14 protein-coding genes and 1 tRNA gene are annotated in these 14,517 nt (G+C 67.2%); 7 read left to right on the top strand and 8 right to left on the bottom strand.

What is annotated here, in order from left to right:
* Positions 1–259: 259 nt before the first annotated feature.
* The gene (locus tag LC092_RS11120; RefSeq protein ID WP_318245920.1) at positions 260–1,147 is read left to right on the top strand and encodes a cation diffusion facilitator family transporter; all 888 of its coding nucleotides are present in this window, start codon (positions 260–262) and stop codon (positions 1,145–1,147) included.
* 35 nt (positions 1,148–1,182) lie between these two features.
* Here the strand turns inward: LC092_RS11120 and LC092_RS11125 are convergent, their stop codons facing one another.
* A complete protein-coding gene (locus tag LC092_RS11125; RefSeq protein WP_224806604.1) occupies positions 1,183–2,355 on the bottom strand; it encodes an ATP-binding protein in 1,173 nt (390 codons plus the stop codon).
* Positions 2,356–2,509: 154 nt separating this feature from the next.
* Between LC092_RS11125 and LC092_RS11130 the strand changes: the two genes are divergently transcribed.
* A complete protein-coding gene (locus LC092_RS11130; protein WP_224806605.1) occupies positions 2,510–3,463 on the top strand; it encodes an AEC family transporter in 954 nt (317 codons plus the stop codon).
* Positions 3,464–3,475: 12 nt separating this feature from the next.
* Here the strand turns inward: LC092_RS11130 and gluQRS are convergent, their stop codons facing one another.
* Positions 3,476–4,369 (bottom strand): tRNA glutamyl-Q(34) synthetase GluQRS, encoded by an 894-nt coding sequence (gene gluQRS / locus LC092_RS11135; RefSeq protein ID WP_224806606.1) that lies wholly within the window; start codon positions 4,367–4,369, stop codon positions 3,476–3,478.
* Positions 4,370–4,473: 104 nt separating this feature from the next.
* Between gluQRS and LC092_RS11140 the strand changes: the two genes are divergently transcribed.
* Positions 4,474–5,115, top strand: coding sequence for a DNA-3-methyladenine glycosylase family protein (locus LC092_RS11140; RefSeq protein ID WP_224806607.1), 642 nt, complete (start codon positions 4,474–4,476; stop codon positions 5,113–5,115).
* A 95-nt stretch (positions 5,116–5,210) separates the two neighbouring features.
* Here LC092_RS11140 and LC092_RS11145 read toward each other — a convergent pair.
* A tRNA-Gly gene (locus tag LC092_RS11145) sits at positions 5,211–5,285 on the bottom strand.
* A 287-nt stretch (positions 5,286–5,572) separates the two neighbouring features.
* Here LC092_RS11145 and LC092_RS11150 point away from each other — a divergent pair.
* From LC092_RS11150 to LC092_RS11165, 4 genes are all read left to right on the top strand, one after another.
* On the top strand, positions 5,573–6,100 hold the full coding sequence (locus LC092_RS11150; protein ID WP_224806608.1) for a prolyl-tRNA synthetase associated domain-containing protein: 528 nt from the start codon (positions 5,573–5,575) through the stop codon (positions 6,098–6,100).
* 93 nt (positions 6,101–6,193) lie between these two features.
* Entirely contained in the window at positions 6,194–7,234 is a 1,041-nt protein-coding gene (gene trxA, locus LC092_RS11155; protein ID WP_224806609.1) for a thioredoxin, read from the top strand.
* A gap of 99 nt (positions 7,235–7,333) precedes the next feature.
* Positions 7,334–8,011, top strand: coding sequence for an LON peptidase substrate-binding domain-containing protein (locus LC092_RS11160; RefSeq protein ID WP_224806610.1), 678 nt, complete (start codon positions 7,334–7,336; stop codon positions 8,009–8,011).
* A gap of 44 nt (positions 8,012–8,055) precedes the next feature.
* Positions 8,056–8,265, top strand: coding sequence for a Trm112 family protein (locus LC092_RS11165; protein WP_224806611.1), 210 nt, complete (start codon positions 8,056–8,058; stop codon positions 8,263–8,265).
* Positions 8,266–9,458: 1,193 nt separating this feature from the next.
* On the opposite strand, the gene leuB is transcribed toward LC092_RS11165, so the two are convergent.
* The 5 genes from leuB to LC092_RS11190 form a co-directional block, all read right to left on the bottom strand.
* Positions 9,459–10,571, bottom strand: coding sequence for a 3-isopropylmalate dehydrogenase (leuB, locus tag LC092_RS11170; protein ID WP_224806612.1), 1,113 nt, complete (start codon positions 10,569–10,571; stop codon positions 9,459–9,461).
* A gap of 105 nt (positions 10,572–10,676) precedes the next feature.
* Positions 10,677–11,615, bottom strand: a complete 939-nt coding sequence (locus LC092_RS11175) for a threonine/serine dehydratase (protein ID WP_224806613.1) — start codon at positions 11,613–11,615, stop codon at positions 10,677–10,679.
* A 34-nt stretch (positions 11,616–11,649) separates the two neighbouring features.
* Positions 11,650–12,429 (bottom strand): sulfite exporter TauE/SafE family protein, encoded by a 780-nt coding sequence (locus LC092_RS11180; RefSeq protein WP_224806614.1) that lies wholly within the window; start codon positions 12,427–12,429, stop codon positions 11,650–11,652.
* Positions 12,430–12,435: 6 nt separating this feature from the next.
* Positions 12,436–13,230 carry a helix-turn-helix domain-containing protein gene (locus LC092_RS11185; protein ID WP_224806615.1) on the bottom strand — a complete coding sequence of 265 codons (795 nt, stop codon included), beginning with the start codon at positions 13,228–13,230 and terminating at the stop codon, positions 12,436–12,438.
* Positions 13,231–13,295: 65 nt separating this feature from the next.
* A complete protein-coding gene (locus LC092_RS11190; protein ID WP_224806616.1) occupies positions 13,296–14,465 on the bottom strand; it encodes a M20 aminoacylase family protein in 1,170 nt (389 codons plus the stop codon).
* Positions 14,466–14,517 lie beyond the last annotated feature (52 nt).

The raw sequence follows: 14,517 nt of genomic DNA on the forward strand, positions 1-14,517 counted from the left end.
ACTATAGACGGTAAGGCGGGCACCTTGGTGCGGGTTGTTCATCCTTCGGGATCCTCGGCTGGAGTTTGGCGATTGCAGCCTAACCCCGAACCGGGTGAACAACCTCCTGAGACTTCACAGCTAGGCGCGCGAAAACCGCCACCGGTCGCGATGTTTGTCTTCGCGCAGAAAACAGGGTAGGGCTTTGGCGCCGGCGGGCGAACGGCAACCGCCGGGCGGCGCGCCGGCGCTATGATCGTTCTTGAGTGGGCCGCCTGACATGTCCCTGCGCTTGCGCATCGCCTTTTCCAGCATTCTTGTCGGGCTGCTCGTTCTGGGCCTGAAGCTCGTCGCCTACTGGTGGACCGGCTCGGTCGCGCTCTATTCCGATGCGCTGGAATCGGTGGTCAATGTCGCCTCGGCGATTGCCGCCTTTCTCGCCGTGTGGTTCGCCGCCAAGCCGGCCGACAGCAATCATCCCTACGGTCATCACAAGGTCGAGTATTTCGCCGCCGTGCTGGTCGGCGTGATGATCGTGCTCGCGGCGCTGTCGATCATTCGGGCGGCCTGGATGGCCTATGTCGATCCGCAGCCGGTGGAGTTTTCGGTCCAGGGCCTCGCCGTCAACGGTCTCGCCTCGGTGCTCAACGGGGTCTGGGCTTTTGTCCTGATCCGCGTCGGGCGCCAGCACCGCTCGCTGGCGTTGGTGGCCGACGGCAAGCATCTGGTCACTGATGTGGTGTCTTCGCTCGGCGTCCTCGTCGGCGTCCTGCTGGTGTTTGCAACCGGCGTCCAGGCGCTTGATTCCGTGCTTGCCGGACTGGTCGCGATCAACATCCTGTGGTCGGGCTGGGGATTGGTGAAGGAATCCATTGGCGGGCTGATGGACGAGGCGGTCTCCCCGGCGCTTCAGGACAAGATCCGCGAGGCGATCTCCGAGGCCGGGGCCGGCGCGCTGGAGGCGCATGACCTCAGGACCCGCTCCGCCGGCCATGTGATCTTCATCGATTTCCATCTGGTGGTGCCGGGCGACATGACCGTCGACCGGGCGCATGAGATCTGCGACCGGGTCGAGGAAGGCATCGCCAGGGGCGTTCCGGGCGCGCGCACGACGATCCATGTCGAGCCGGAGCACAAGGCCAAGCACACCGGCATCGTCGTCCTCTAGCCTCGCATTCTGCGGGTTTTTTCGCCTTCCTGACGTCAGTCGCCGGTGGATCCGGCCTTGCGGCAATCCGTCATCGCCCGGTCGAGGGCGGCGAAGAGAACCGCCGGCGAGACGGGCTTGTCGAGGATCGCGTGAAAGCCGGCGTCTTCCAGCTTGCGGTGGTTGGGAATGATCGCGGCGGTGATGCCGATCACCGGCAGGGCGGCCGCCTCTCCGGGCAGCGCCCGGATCGCCGCCAGCGTTTCCAGACCGCTCATGTCCGGCATGTTGATGTCGAGCAGAACCGCATTCACCGCCTCTTTGCCAAGGCGGGCGAGCGCGTCCCGGCCGCCGTCGGCCAGAACCGCGTCCACACCGAAGGCGCCGAGCATCGCCTCGATCATCCGCCGGTTGGTTTCATTGTCGTCGACGACCAGAACCCTGCGGCGCGGCAGCACGCGGATGTTCGCGCCGCCCGCAACGGCTCGTGCCGGGTCCGGCGCGGGTGCGACCAGGGGCAGTCGCACGGTGAAGGTCGTTCCCATCGCCGAGCTCTCGACCAGGGCAAGCCGCCCGCCGATGGAGGCGGCAAGCCGTGCGGCGCTCCAAAGTCCGAGACCGCTTCCCGAGGCCGACGCGCTTGCCCGTTCGCCGCGTTTGCGCGGACGAAACAGGTCATTTCGCTCGGCTTCCGGAATGCCGATCCCGGTGTCCGCGACGTCGACCTCCAGCGACGGACGGGCGCCGCCATGGGTCGCGCGGGCGGTCACCGTGATGCGTCCCTCGCCGGTGTATTTCAGCGCATTGTCGAGAAGAACCGACAGGATCCGGCGCAGCGAGAGCGGGTCGGCGATGCCATAGCCCTCGAGATCGGCCGCGATCTCGCAGTCGAGCCGCAGGCCGCGGGTCCTTGCATCGGCGGCAAAGAGGTCGGTGACGGCGGAAATCGCGTCCGCGGCGGTCTCCGGCGTGTTTGCCCGCGGCGACGGCAGACCGTCCGGGTCCAGCAGGTCCTGGGTCATCGCCAGAAGCGCGTCGATCGCCATTTCCAGGGTGCGGATCGCGGAGGCCTGGCGCTGGGTCGTCGGGTCGAGATCGATCAGTTCCACGGCCGTGCGCATGGCGGAGAGCGGCGTGCGCAGGTCGTGCAGCAGTCCGGCCAGATCCGCGGTGAGCTCCGCGCGCTCCTGCGGGTCCGGGTCATGCGGCGGTGTCGGTGTATCGCTCATCGGTGGCCTTTTCGCCGGCTGTGCCGTGCCGGGCGGGTGCCCGCACTTTGACAGTCCGGCCGCGCAAATCAAGGGGCGGGTTTCGCGCCGGATGCGGGGCGGCGGCGCCACTCGCGCGCTTGTGATTGCGCGGGCGCCATGCGAAAGAGCGATTATGGCAGACCAGATCCTCACCATCGTTCTTCCGGTGTTCGCGCTCATCGGCATCGGCTATGCCGCAGCCCGCATCGGTCTGCTCGATGCGCGCATTGGCGATGCGCTCGGCCAGTTCGTCTTCGTGATCGCCATTCCCGTCCTGATCTTTCGCACGCTCGCCACCAGCTCGCTCGACGGCGTGTCGCCCTGGGGGTTCTGGATCGCCTATTTCACCGGCGTCGCGATCACTTGGGCCCTCGGCACGCTCGTCGTGCGTCGCGGCTTCGGGCGGGACGCGCGCGCCGGTGTGATCGGCGGCATCAGCGCCGGTTTCGCTAATACTGTGCTGGTCGGCATTCCGCTGATCACCTCGATCTACGGCGAGGCGGGCCTCGTGCCCCTGTTCGTGCTGATCTCGATCCATCTGCCGGTGATGACGGTCGTCTGTTCCGTGGTGATGGAACGCGCGGCCGTGGTCGACGGCACGCAGGAAGCCAAGCCGCTTTCCGGCGTTCTTGCAGGCGTCGCGCGCAATCTGGTGACCAACCCGATCGTCATCGGCATTCTGGCCGGCGGCCTGTGGCGCATCACCGGGCTTCCGGTCAGCGGGGTCTTCGCCGATGTGCTCGGCCGGATCGCCGGAGCCGCCATTCCCGTCGCGCTGTTTTCGCTCGGCATGAGCATGGTCGCCTACGGCATTCGCGGCAATATCGGTCCCGGACTGGTGCTCAGCCTGCTCAAGGTCGCCGTCATGCCGGCTATCGTCTATGTGATGGCCGCCCATGTGGTGCAGCTGCCGCCGCTCTGGGTGGCGGTGGCAACGCTGACGGCCGCCTGCCCGACCGGCATCAACGCGTTCCTCTTCGCCACCCATTACGGCACCGGTCACGCCATGTCGGCAAATTCGATCACGCTGACCACGGCCGCCGCCGTGGTCACCACGGGTGCCTGGATGGTGTTTCTCGGCGGCTAGGAACGCGGATCCCTAAGCGTCGAGGCCGATGCTGCGACGAATGCCGGCGGGGCTCTCGCCCGCCGTTCTCAGCGCCGAAAGCGCCGTGTCGCCCTTCGACTTGGAGAGCTTGCGGCCCGTCTCGTCCAGAACCAGCCGGTGGTGGTGGTAGTGCGGCTGCGGCAGGCCGAGCAGCTCCTGCAGCAACCGGTGAACCGCAGTCGCCTCGAACAGATCGCGCCCGCGCACCACATGGGTCACCCCCTGCAGCGCATCGTCCACCACGACGGAGAGATGATAGCTCGTCGGCGTGTCCTTGCGGGCCAGCACCACGTCACCCCAAAGGGCCGGATCGGCGACGCGCGTTGCTGCGTCGTTTTCCGCACCGGCCTGCGGTGCGGGCATCTCCTGCCAGGTGAGCGGTGCGGAAAGCCGGGCGACGGCCTTTTTCATGTCGAGCCTCAGCGCATAAGGCGCATCGCCGGCCTTGCGGGCGGCGATCTCCTGCGGCGTCAGCACGGCCCGGTCGCCCGGAAAAAGCGGCGTGCCGTCGGGATCGCGCGGCCAGGGCAGGCCGTCCCGCTTCTCGGCCCGGTCGACCGCATCGCGGATCTCGCGCCGCGTCAGATAGCCACGGTAGACGAGACCATCGCCTTCCAGCGTTTCAAGCGCCTTGCGATAGTCGGAGAAATGCGCCGACTGGCGGCGAACCGGGGTTTCCCACGACAGTCCCAGCCAGGCGAGATCCTCGTGGATCGCCGCCTCCAGTTCGGCTGTGCAGCGGGTGGTGTCGATGTCCTCGATGCGCAGCAGGAAACGGCCGTCGCAGGCGCGCGCGGCGTCGAAATTGATCAGCGCCGAGAGCGCATGTCCCAGATGCAGGCGGCCGTTCGGCGAGGGCGCGAAGCGATAGACGGGGCGGGTCATGGATCGTCCATCCCAAGAAACGGCCGGGCCGTCAACGCATCTTGCGCCGCCGCGCCGGACGGGGTTTCCTGCGCGCCGGGCTGACTCTGCCGAAGGAACGTGGGATGCGGCGCATAGACACACAGGCGGATCTCGCCGCAGGCCTCGCGAAGCTTCTGGAGATCGCGCCGGAGCTTCGGCACGTGGCCGAGCGCGCCGGTCCCCTGCCTTTGAGGCGCAGTTCGCCGGACCTGAAGGGGCTGGCACGGATCGTCACCGCGCAGCAGGTGTCGCTGGCAAGTGCTGCGGCGATTTTTTCCAGGCTCGAGGCGCTGCTCGATCCGTTCGACCCGGACACGCTGTCGCGCACGCAAGATGCGGAGCTTGCGGCGGCGGGCCTGTCGCGGCCGAAGATCGCGACCCTGCGTGCGGTCGAGGGCGCGCTCGGCGACGGGCTGGATCTCGCCGCGCTCGGCGATCTGCCGGGCGAGGACGCGCAGGCGCGGCTTGAAGCGATCAAGGGAATCGGCCCGTGGAGCGCGGAGGTCTTCCTGCTCTTTTGTCTCGGCCATCCGGATGTTTTCCCCGCCGGCGACCTGGCGCTGCGCGAGGCGGTGCGTCACGCGTTTTCGCTCGAGGCACGGCCCGACCAGCGCGAAACCATGCGACGGGCGGAGGCCTGGCGTCCGGTTCGCGGCATCGCCGCGCGGCTCTTCTGGGGCTATTATCGAAGCGTCACCGGACGCGGAGCCGGGCTGCCGGCGTGACGCGCAAATTCGCATCGACTGGACGCAATAAACGCAATTTCAGCGTCAATTTTGCTGAAATTCGTCTCAAGACTTGATGATTTTGAGAGAGAGTTTGGAGCGGGCGATGAGATTCGAACTCACGACCCCAACCTTGGCAAGGTTGTGCTCTACCCCTGAGCTACGCCCGCATCCATGTGGCCACCGGATCGCGCCGGGGCCTGAGGTGGGCTGTATATGAACCAACAAAGCGGGGATTGCAACAGCCTTTTTTGCTTCTTGTCGCGCAACGTCCGACCTGTGGATTGATGGTGGATTTCTCGACGCGGGCGGTGCCGGAAACGGGAATCGAGGGCCTCGGGTTTCGAACCGCTTGTGTCGGCGGGGGCGGCTCGGTTACAGCAGGCCTTGCGCCCTGCGGCACCGGTCCGCGCGGGCGGACATCGTCACGAGCGAACCGTCACCACTGCGAGGTCCCATGCCGGCGACGCGATCCGATCTTTTCGCCTTTCTCGACAGCCTCGGCATCGAGACCACGACGCAGGACCACCGGGCCGTCTTCACCGTTGCCGAGTCGGAAGGCATTCACGACGCGATCCCGGGCGGGCACACCAAGAACCTGTTTTTGAAGGACAAAAAGGGAAACCTCTTCCTGGTTGTCGCGCTGCATGATGCGGAGATCGACCTGAAGTCGATCCATCAGAAAATCGGCGCGCAGGGTCGGGTGTCCTTCGGCAAGGCCGATCTCCTGATGGAGGTTTTCGGCGTCGAACCCGGGTCGGTGACGCCTTTCGCGCTGATCAACGACCGCGCGGCGCGGCGCGTCACGCCGGTGCTCGACGCGGCGATGATGGCGGTGGATCCGCTCAACTATCATCCGCTGCAGAATACGGCGACGACGACGATCTCGGCCGACGACCTGAAACGGTTCGTGGAGGCCTGCGGCCACGAGCTGCGGGTGCTGCCGGTCAGCGCGCAGTCGATGGACGCGGCGGGCGACGTTTGAATTTTCGCCGCGAGGCGACCATGTTAGGCACAACGACGAGCGACACAGGGCGCGCGCCGATGAGGCGCAGGCGCGGGATTGGGGATACGAACCATGAGCAATGACGGGTTTTCGGTCGGCGGCAGTTTCGGCGGCAGCTTTGGCGGCGGACCGGCGCAGGGTGCGGGTCAGCCCGCAGCCCCGGCGGCGCCCTCGGCTCCGGCGGGCCCCTCCGGCCTCGTCGGCGATCTTGCCCGGCCGGCCCCGGCCGGCGGCGCGGCGAGCGGCGAGGTGATCATCGACGTCACGACGCAGACCTTCATGTCCGACGTGATCGAGGCGTCGCGCGACCGTCCGGTTCTGGTCGACTTCTGGGCGCCGTGGTGCGGGCCGTGCAAGCAGCTGACGCCGATCCTGGAAAAGGCGGTCGAGAGCGCGCGCGGCGCCGTGGTGCTGGCGAAGATGAACATCGACGAGAACCCGGAAGTCGCGAGCCAGCTCGGGATCCAGTCGATCCCGGCGGTGATCGCCTTCAAGAACGGCCAGCCGCTCGACGGGTTCATGGGCGTGCAGCCGGAAAGCCAGATCAAGGCCTTCATCGAGCGTGTCGCCGGTCCGATCGGGCCGAGCCCGGCGGAGCAGGTGCTGGCCGAGGCCGACACGGCGCATGAGGCCGGCGACTTCGCCCGCGCGGCGGAACTCTATGCCGGCGTGCTGTCGATGGAAGCCGACAACGCCAAGGCCTTCGGCGGTCTGGCGCAGTGCATGGTCGCCACGGGCGACGTCGCGCGCGCTAGGGAAGTGCTTGCGGCCGCGCCCGAAGGCATTGCCGGCGACCCGGCGATCGCGGCGGCGAAAGCGGCCATCGACCTTGCCGAACAGGCCGGCTCGCTCGGCGATCTCGCCGAGCTGGAAGCGCGCATCGAGGCCGATCCGGGCGACCATCAGGCCCGCTTCGATCTCGCCGTGGCGCTGGGCTCGGGACCCGACAAGGAAAAGGCGGTCGATCACCTGATCGAGATCGTGCGCCGCGACCGCGAGTGGAACGAGGACGGAGCGCGACTGCAGCTTCTCCAGTTCTTCGAGGCCTGGGGACACAAGGATCCGGCGACCGGCTACGGGCGCCGCCGCCTGTCGTCCGTTTTGTTCCGCTGATCGTAAGACCCTCGAGAGCGGCGCGGCCGCCGGGACGGGTGGTCCTCGTCCCGGTTGCTGCCCATATAGGGGATACCGCCGCAAACGAGAGTGATGTGCATGCTTGCAGGCAACGCAACCTATTCCGGGCCTGAGAATCTGCCTCAGACCGTTCCGCTGTTTCCGCTGACCGGCGCCGTGCTGCTTCCCAAGGCACAGATGCCGCTCAATATTTTCGAACCGCGCTATCTCGCGATGATCGATGCCGCGCTGCGCGGCGACCGGCTGATCGGCATGATCCAGCCGGATTTCTCCGTTCCCGGCGTCGACCGGGCGGAAAAGCCGCCGCTGGTCGGCGTCGGCTGCCTCGGGCGGATCGTCGCCTATCAGGAAACCGGCGACGGGCGCTGTCTGGTCACGCTGACCGGCGTCACGCGGTTCACGCTGTCGGAAGAGCTTGAAACCGTCACCCCCTATCGCATCGGGCGCATTTCGGTCGAGGATTTCGCCGTCGATTTCGAAACCGGCGAGGGCGAGGACGACGTCGACCGGGCCGGACTGGTGTCGGCGCTTCGAAGCTATCTCGAGGCCAATGATCTGGAGGCCGACTGGGACAGCATCGACCGGGCCTCCACCGAGGTTCTGGTCAACGCCCTGTCGATGATGAGCCCCTATGGCCCGGCGGAAAAGCAGGCGCTGCTGGAGGCGCCCGATCTTCGGACGCGCGCCGACACGCTGGTGGCGCTGACGGAAGTGGACCTCGCCAAGAAGCAGGACGACGGCGTCACGCTGCAGTAAGCTGGCGCGGTGCCTTTGGTGTCATCCGTGGAGACTTTGAGATTATGGCGACCGAGACCGTTCATGCCCTGGACCGCAAGCTCCTGGAGCTTCTGGTCTGTCCGCTGACCAAGACGACCCTGGAATATGACGCGGCCAACCAGGAACTGATCTCGCGCGCCGCCAAGCTCGCCTATCCGATCCGCGACGGCATCCCGATCATGCTGCCCGACGAGGCCCGCCCCATCGACGACGCGCCGGCGTCGCAGGACTGACCGTCGCTGTCTGAGGATCTGTCGGGCCGCTGTGTGACGGGTCGTCGACGTGGCCGCCGTTTGGCTTTCAACGCAAGCCTTTGCGTCTATTCGACCGGTTCGGTTGCCAATGGACCCCGGATCAAGTCCGGGGTAACGGCGGGGCGTGGGCCACTGCCATGACATCGCAACAAGCTTCGGACGTCACCCCGGGCAAGCGAAGCGCGATCCGGGGCCTATTGGCGCCCTCAGCATGTGCGGACCGCGGAGTCCTTGCGGTCGAGACGCTGCCGTTAGGCGCCTAACCCTGCTGCAATGTGGCTTGATCCCCGATCGCGCCGGCGATGATTACGGTGCGTTGCCGTCAGGCATTGGGGCTTGTTGGCTCGGGCACCGGAGGGACGGCCGGGTGTGGGGCCTTGCGGTGACATTTCAATCCGTCTCGGACTTCACTCCGGACAAGCGAAGCGCGGCCTGGGGCCTATTGGCGCCCTCAGCATGTGCGGGACGCGGAGCGCTGGCGGTCGAGACGCTGCCGTTAGGCGCCTAACCCTGCTGCAATGTGGCTTGATCCCCGATCGCGCCGGCGATGACTACGGTGCGTTGCCGTCAGGCATTGGGGCTTATTGGCTCGGGCACCGGAGGGACGGCCGGGCGTGGGGCCTTGCGGTGACATTTCAATCCGTCTCGGACTTCACTCCGGACAAGCGAAGCGCGGCCTGGGGCCTATTGGCGCCCTCAGCATGTGCGGGACGCGGAGTGCTGGCGGTCGAGACGCAGTCGTCAGGAGCTTGCTCATGTCCCAAGTGTGAATTGAACCCCGATCACATCGGCGATGGCGATGGCGACGGGGCCTTGCTGCAAGTGTCGGGGGCTCTACCGGCTCGCGGGCTTGGGTGACGGTCAGCCATTCGGGATCCCGATGCAGCCGGAAGTCGGCCTCAGACTGATGGCGACGGATAGGACCGCTTTCCCGCGTCCTACCGGGCAAGCGTCAGCGCGACCCGGTATCGGAGAGCCGGAAGCCTGAATTTTTCACGCAAAAAGAAGCGAACAGGCAGCGCCTTTCCGATCCCGGCTCTCATTGCAGTCGGCCGGGAGGACGATCCCGATGCGGGTGCCATCCATGGAAAAGGCCGGCTGCGGGGGTGCAGCCGGCCTTCGGTCTCGGGAGGCGTCGTTTCAGCGGCCCGGGATGTCCGGACCGGCCTTGATCAGGCGCTGAGCGCGTTGAGTTCGGCGACGATGGCGTCGCCCATGTCGCCGGTGCCGATGGTCTTGGCGCCGGCGGCTGCGATGTCGGCGGTGCGCAGGCCCTTGTCGAGGGTCGCGGCGATGGCCTTGTCGAGCAGGTCGGCGTCCTCGATGCGCTCGAAGGAGTAGCGCAGCGCCATGCCGAAGCTCGCGATCATGGCGATCGGATTGGCCTTGCCCGTGCCGGCGATGTCGGGCGCGGAGCCGTGGACCGGCTCATAGAGCGCCTTGCGCTTGCCGGTGGCGGGATCGGTGGCGCCGAGCGATGCCGACGGCAGCATGCCGAGCGAGCCGGTGAGCATGGCGGCCACATCCGACAGCATGTCGCCGAACAGGTTGTCGGTGACGATCACGTCGAACTGCTTGGGCCAGCGCACCAGCTGCATGCCGCCGGCATCGGCGAGCATGTGTTCCAGCGTCACGTCCTCGTAGCCGTCGGCATGGGTCTGGGTCACGACCTCGTTCCAGAGCACGCCGGACTTCATCACGTTGCGCTTTTCCATCGAGGTGACCTTGCCCTGGCGGGTGCGGGCCAGCTCAAAGGCGGCGCGGGCGATGCGGTCGATCTCGTAACTCTCGTAGACCTGGGTGTCGACGGCGCGCTTCTGGCCGTTGCCGAGGTCGGTGATCTCCTTCGGCTCGCCGAAATAGACGCCGCCGGTGAGTTCGCGCACGATCAGGATGTCGAGGCCCTCGATGACGTCGCGCTTCAGCGAGGAGGCATCGGCCAGTGCGGGATAGCAGATCGCCGGACGCAGGTTGGCGAAGAGCTGCATGTCCTTGCGCAGGCGCAGCAGACCGGCCTCGGGCCGCACGTCATAGGCAACGCCGTCCCACTTCGGTCCACCGACTGCGCCGAACAGAACCGCGTCGGCCGCCATCGCCTTGTCCATCGCCGCGTCCGAAATCGCCTGGCCGTGGGCATCATAGGCCGCACCGCCGACGAGATCGGTCTCGGTCTCGAACTGCGTGCCGCCGCGGGCGTTGAACCATGCGAGGATCTTTTTCACCTCCTCCATGATTTCCGGACCGATGCCGTCGCCGGGCAGGAGCAGGAGCTTGTGCGTGGACATGGGATGCGTTTCCTCGGTTCGTGGTTGGGTTGTTGCGAATTTGCTAAATCGTCGCGTCAGTCTTGGCAAGCGGGATGCGCCGGCACCGCCGGTGCCGGAGTCGCGTCAGGCAGGCGCCTGGATGGTATCGAGCGCGACATTGCCGCCGCAGACCAGAACGCCGACGCGCTCGCCGGGGCTGGCGCGATAGGCACCGCCGGTGAGGGCTGCAAGCGCTGCCGCTCCGCCGGGCTCGGCGGCGACCTGAAGCTCCGACCAGAGCCGGGTCTGGGCATCGCGAATGGCGTCGTCCGTGACCGTGACGCTCTCCGTGACGCGCGGCGCGCAGAGCTCATGGACCAGATCGCCGCAGCGCTTGGCGCCGAGGCTGTCGGCGGCAAGGCTCTCGACCGTGACATCGACCGGGTGACCCGCCTCAAGGGCCGCATGAAGGGCGCAGGCACCATCCGGTTCGACCGCCACCACCTTGACCTTCTCGTGCAGCCACACCGCGCAGCCGGAAATCAGCCCGCCGCCGCCAACCGCGATCAGCACCGTGTCGAGATCCGGCACCTGCTCCAGCCACTCAAGCGCGACCGTGCCCTGCCCGGCGATGGTGCCCGGCGCGTCATAGGCGTGAATGTCCATCGCGCCGGTTTGCGCGTGGTGGCGGGCGCAGGCCTCCGCCGCGTCGGCATAGCGCGCGCCGCCGACATGGAGCGTGGCGCCGTAGCTGCGAATGCGCGCGATCTTGGCCGGGGCGGAGGTTTCGGGAACGAAGATATCGGCCGGGTGGCCGAGGGCGCGGGCGGCATAGGCAACGGCCGCGCCGTGATTGCCGCCCGATGCGGCCGCGACGCCGCCTGCGGGTACGTCGCTGGACAGCAGCGTGTTGAAGGCGCCGCGCGCCTTGAACGAGCCGGAATGCTGCAACAGCTCGAGTTTCAGGTTGATCGAGGCATCGAGGGAGAAGCTGCCGGCGCCGCTCTCGATCACCGGCGTGCGGCGGATATGGCCGGCGATGCGCGCGTGGGCGGCCGCGATGTCGGAGCGTGTGACGGACATGGACGAGATCCTTTTGACGTTCAGGGGGGCGCGGTCAGGGGGCCAGCAGGGATGTGGCGCCGCGCAGGATGAGACTGACGGCAAGCGCCGTCATAACAATGCGGAACCCGGTGCGAAAGGTCTCCTCCGGCATGCGCCCGAGAAGGCGCGCGCCGGCGAGCGTACCGAGGAAGCCGCTGGCGATCATCAGGGCGACGAGGCCGAGCCAGGGCGCGAAGGCGAAGCCGAGCAGGCCGAAGACCAGCAGTTTCAGCACATGCGACATCAGCGCGGTGACGGCTTGCGTTGCGACGAAGGTCTGGCGGGTGAGGCCGAGGGTGGACAGCACCGCGCCGCCGATCGGCCCGCTGGCGCCGAAGATCATGCTGAGAAAGGTGGCGATGAGGCCGGCCACGGTCATGGCGCGCTTGCGCATCTTCTGAAACTTCGGCGTCAATCCCCAGACGAACCACAGCACGAAGAGGCCGATGCCGATGCGCAAGGCTTCCGCCGGCAGCCGGATTGCCAGCGCACCGCCGGCAAGCGCTCCGACAAGCGCGCCGGCCAGGAACCACAGCGCCACCGGCCAGTCGACATGGCGCGAGAGGACGAGTGCGCGCCCGGCGTTCGAGCCGGTCTGGACCGCGCCATGCACGGGCACGATGGCGGCGGCGGGAAGGACCTGCGCCATCGCCGCGATCAGCAGCATTCCGCCGCCGAGGCCGAAGGCGGCGGAGACGGCCGAGGTCGCGAAGCTGAGGGCGATCAGGATCGCGGCGGTCGGGCCGGCGATATCCGGGGGCAGCAGCCATGCAAGCGCGGGATCAGGCACCATGCGCGCTCACGGCCAGCGGGTGCGGGCGTAGTCCATCGCCTCGCGCAGGTCGAGCTGGCGGGTGGAATTGCCGCTTCGCACATGAAACCGCAGCTTGCCGCCGTCGTTGAGATAGACCGCGCGCGGCGCCGGCTGCACCAGGATCATGCACACGTCATGGCCGTCGATCTCGGCGAAGGTGGTCTGGATTCCGGGGCAGAGGTCGCCGCCGAGAAACTTGGTGATGATGCCGACGACGGTCTGTTCGAAGGCGTCGCGGCCGGGATTGCGCAGCGTGGTGTAATCCTTCTCCAGCCCGACGATCGACCCGTCGTCGGCGACGCCGATGAGCAGCCGGCCGCCGCGGGCGTTGAAGAAGCCGGCGATGGTCTTGGCGATCACCGTTTCCAGCGCCTTGTTGACGCGGTCTTCCTTGAGGTCCCAGCGCATGGTCGACTTGAATTCGACATCCGCCGTTTCGCCGCCGGCGATCAGGGCGGGAATTTCCTCGCCGTGGATCTCGCGAAAGAAGCGCAGGCCCCGCGTTGCCTCCAGATAGGAGCGGGTGGCAATGCCGAAACCGAGACCGACGACCGCGCCGATGGCGGCGAAGGCCAGCGTCATGTGGAGGTGGCGCGGCACGACGAGCAGCAGGAGCCGGTCGCTCAGGAAGTCGCCAAGCGCCGGGGCCTCGGGCGACAGCCGGCTGACCTCCACCCAGACGATGACGAGAACGGCCGGATGGATCAGCACCACGCCGACCAGCGCGCCGGCGAGCAGATAGGCGATCAGCAGGGAAACGCGGGATGCAAGGAAACGCATGATGCGTTGAAGAGCCTTTGAAAGATCGGCGGACGGCGCCGAGGTCGCCGTCCGCCCTTGCGGGATCAGTCCGCCTTCATGGCGGTTTCGACGAGCTTCACCCAGTAGGAGCAGCCGACCGGAATCAGCTCGTCGTTGAAGTCATAGGCCGGGTGGTGAAGCATCGCCGTGTCGCCGTTGCCGGCGAAGATGAAGGCGCCGGGACGCTCCTGCAGCATGAAGGAGAAGTCCTCGCCGCCCATGGTCGGCGGCACGTCGGTGTCGACATTGTCGGCGCCGGCGATCTCGCGGGCGATACCGGCGGCGAACTCCGTCTGCGCCTCGTGGTTGGAGGTGATCGGATAGTCGCGCTTGTAGTGGATCGTCGCCTTGGCGCCGAAGGCCTCGGCGATGGTCGGCACGATCTGCTTCAGCCGTGCTTCCGCCAGGTCGCGGATTTCCGGATCGAGCGTGCGAACCGTGCCGCGCAGCACGGCGGTCTGCGGGATGACGTTGTCGGTGAAGCCGGCGTTGAAGGTCGTCAGCGACACGACCACCGACTTCAGCGGATCGGTGTTGCGGCTGGCGATCGACTGCACCGCCTGGACGATATGCGCGCCGACCAGGATGGTGTCGACGCCCTCATGCGGCTTGGCGGCGTGGCAGCCGGTGCCCTCGATCTCGATGCGCAGGCGGTCGGCGGCGGCCATGATGCTGCCCGGGCGGATGTGGAAGGTGCCGACCGGAGCGCCCGGCAGGTTGTGCATGCCGTAGACTTCCTGGATGCCGAAGCGGTCCATCAGGCCGTCCTCGATCATCGCCTTGGCGCCGGCTCCGCCCTCTTCCGCCGGCTGGAAGATGACGACCGCGGTGCCGTCGAAATTGCGGGTCTCGGCGAGATATTTCGCCGCGCCGAGCAGCATCGCGGTGTGGCCGTCATGGCCGCAGGCATGCATCTTGCCGGGGATCGTCGAGGCGTAGGGCTTGCCGGTGATCTCCTCAAGCGGCAGCGCGTCCATGTCGGCGCGCAGGCCGATGACCTTGCCGGAATTGTTGGTCTTGCCGCGGATCACGCCGACCACGCCGGTCTGGCCGATGCCGGTGGCGATCTCGTCCACGCCGAAGGCCTTGAGCTTGTCGGCGACCAGTTCCGCCGTGCGGTGGGTGTCGTAGAGGAGTTCCGGATGGGCGTGGATATCCCGGCGCCATTCGGTGATTTCCTCGGAGAGATCGGCAAAACGGTTGATGATCGGCATGGTGACCTCGGCTTGCGTGACGGAGTGTAAGGCTTGGCGGAGCGGCCCTGCA

This window comes from Stappia stellulata, from assembly GCF_020176715.1.
Lineage (GTDB): Bacteria > Pseudomonadota > Alphaproteobacteria > Rhizobiales > Stappiaceae > Stappia.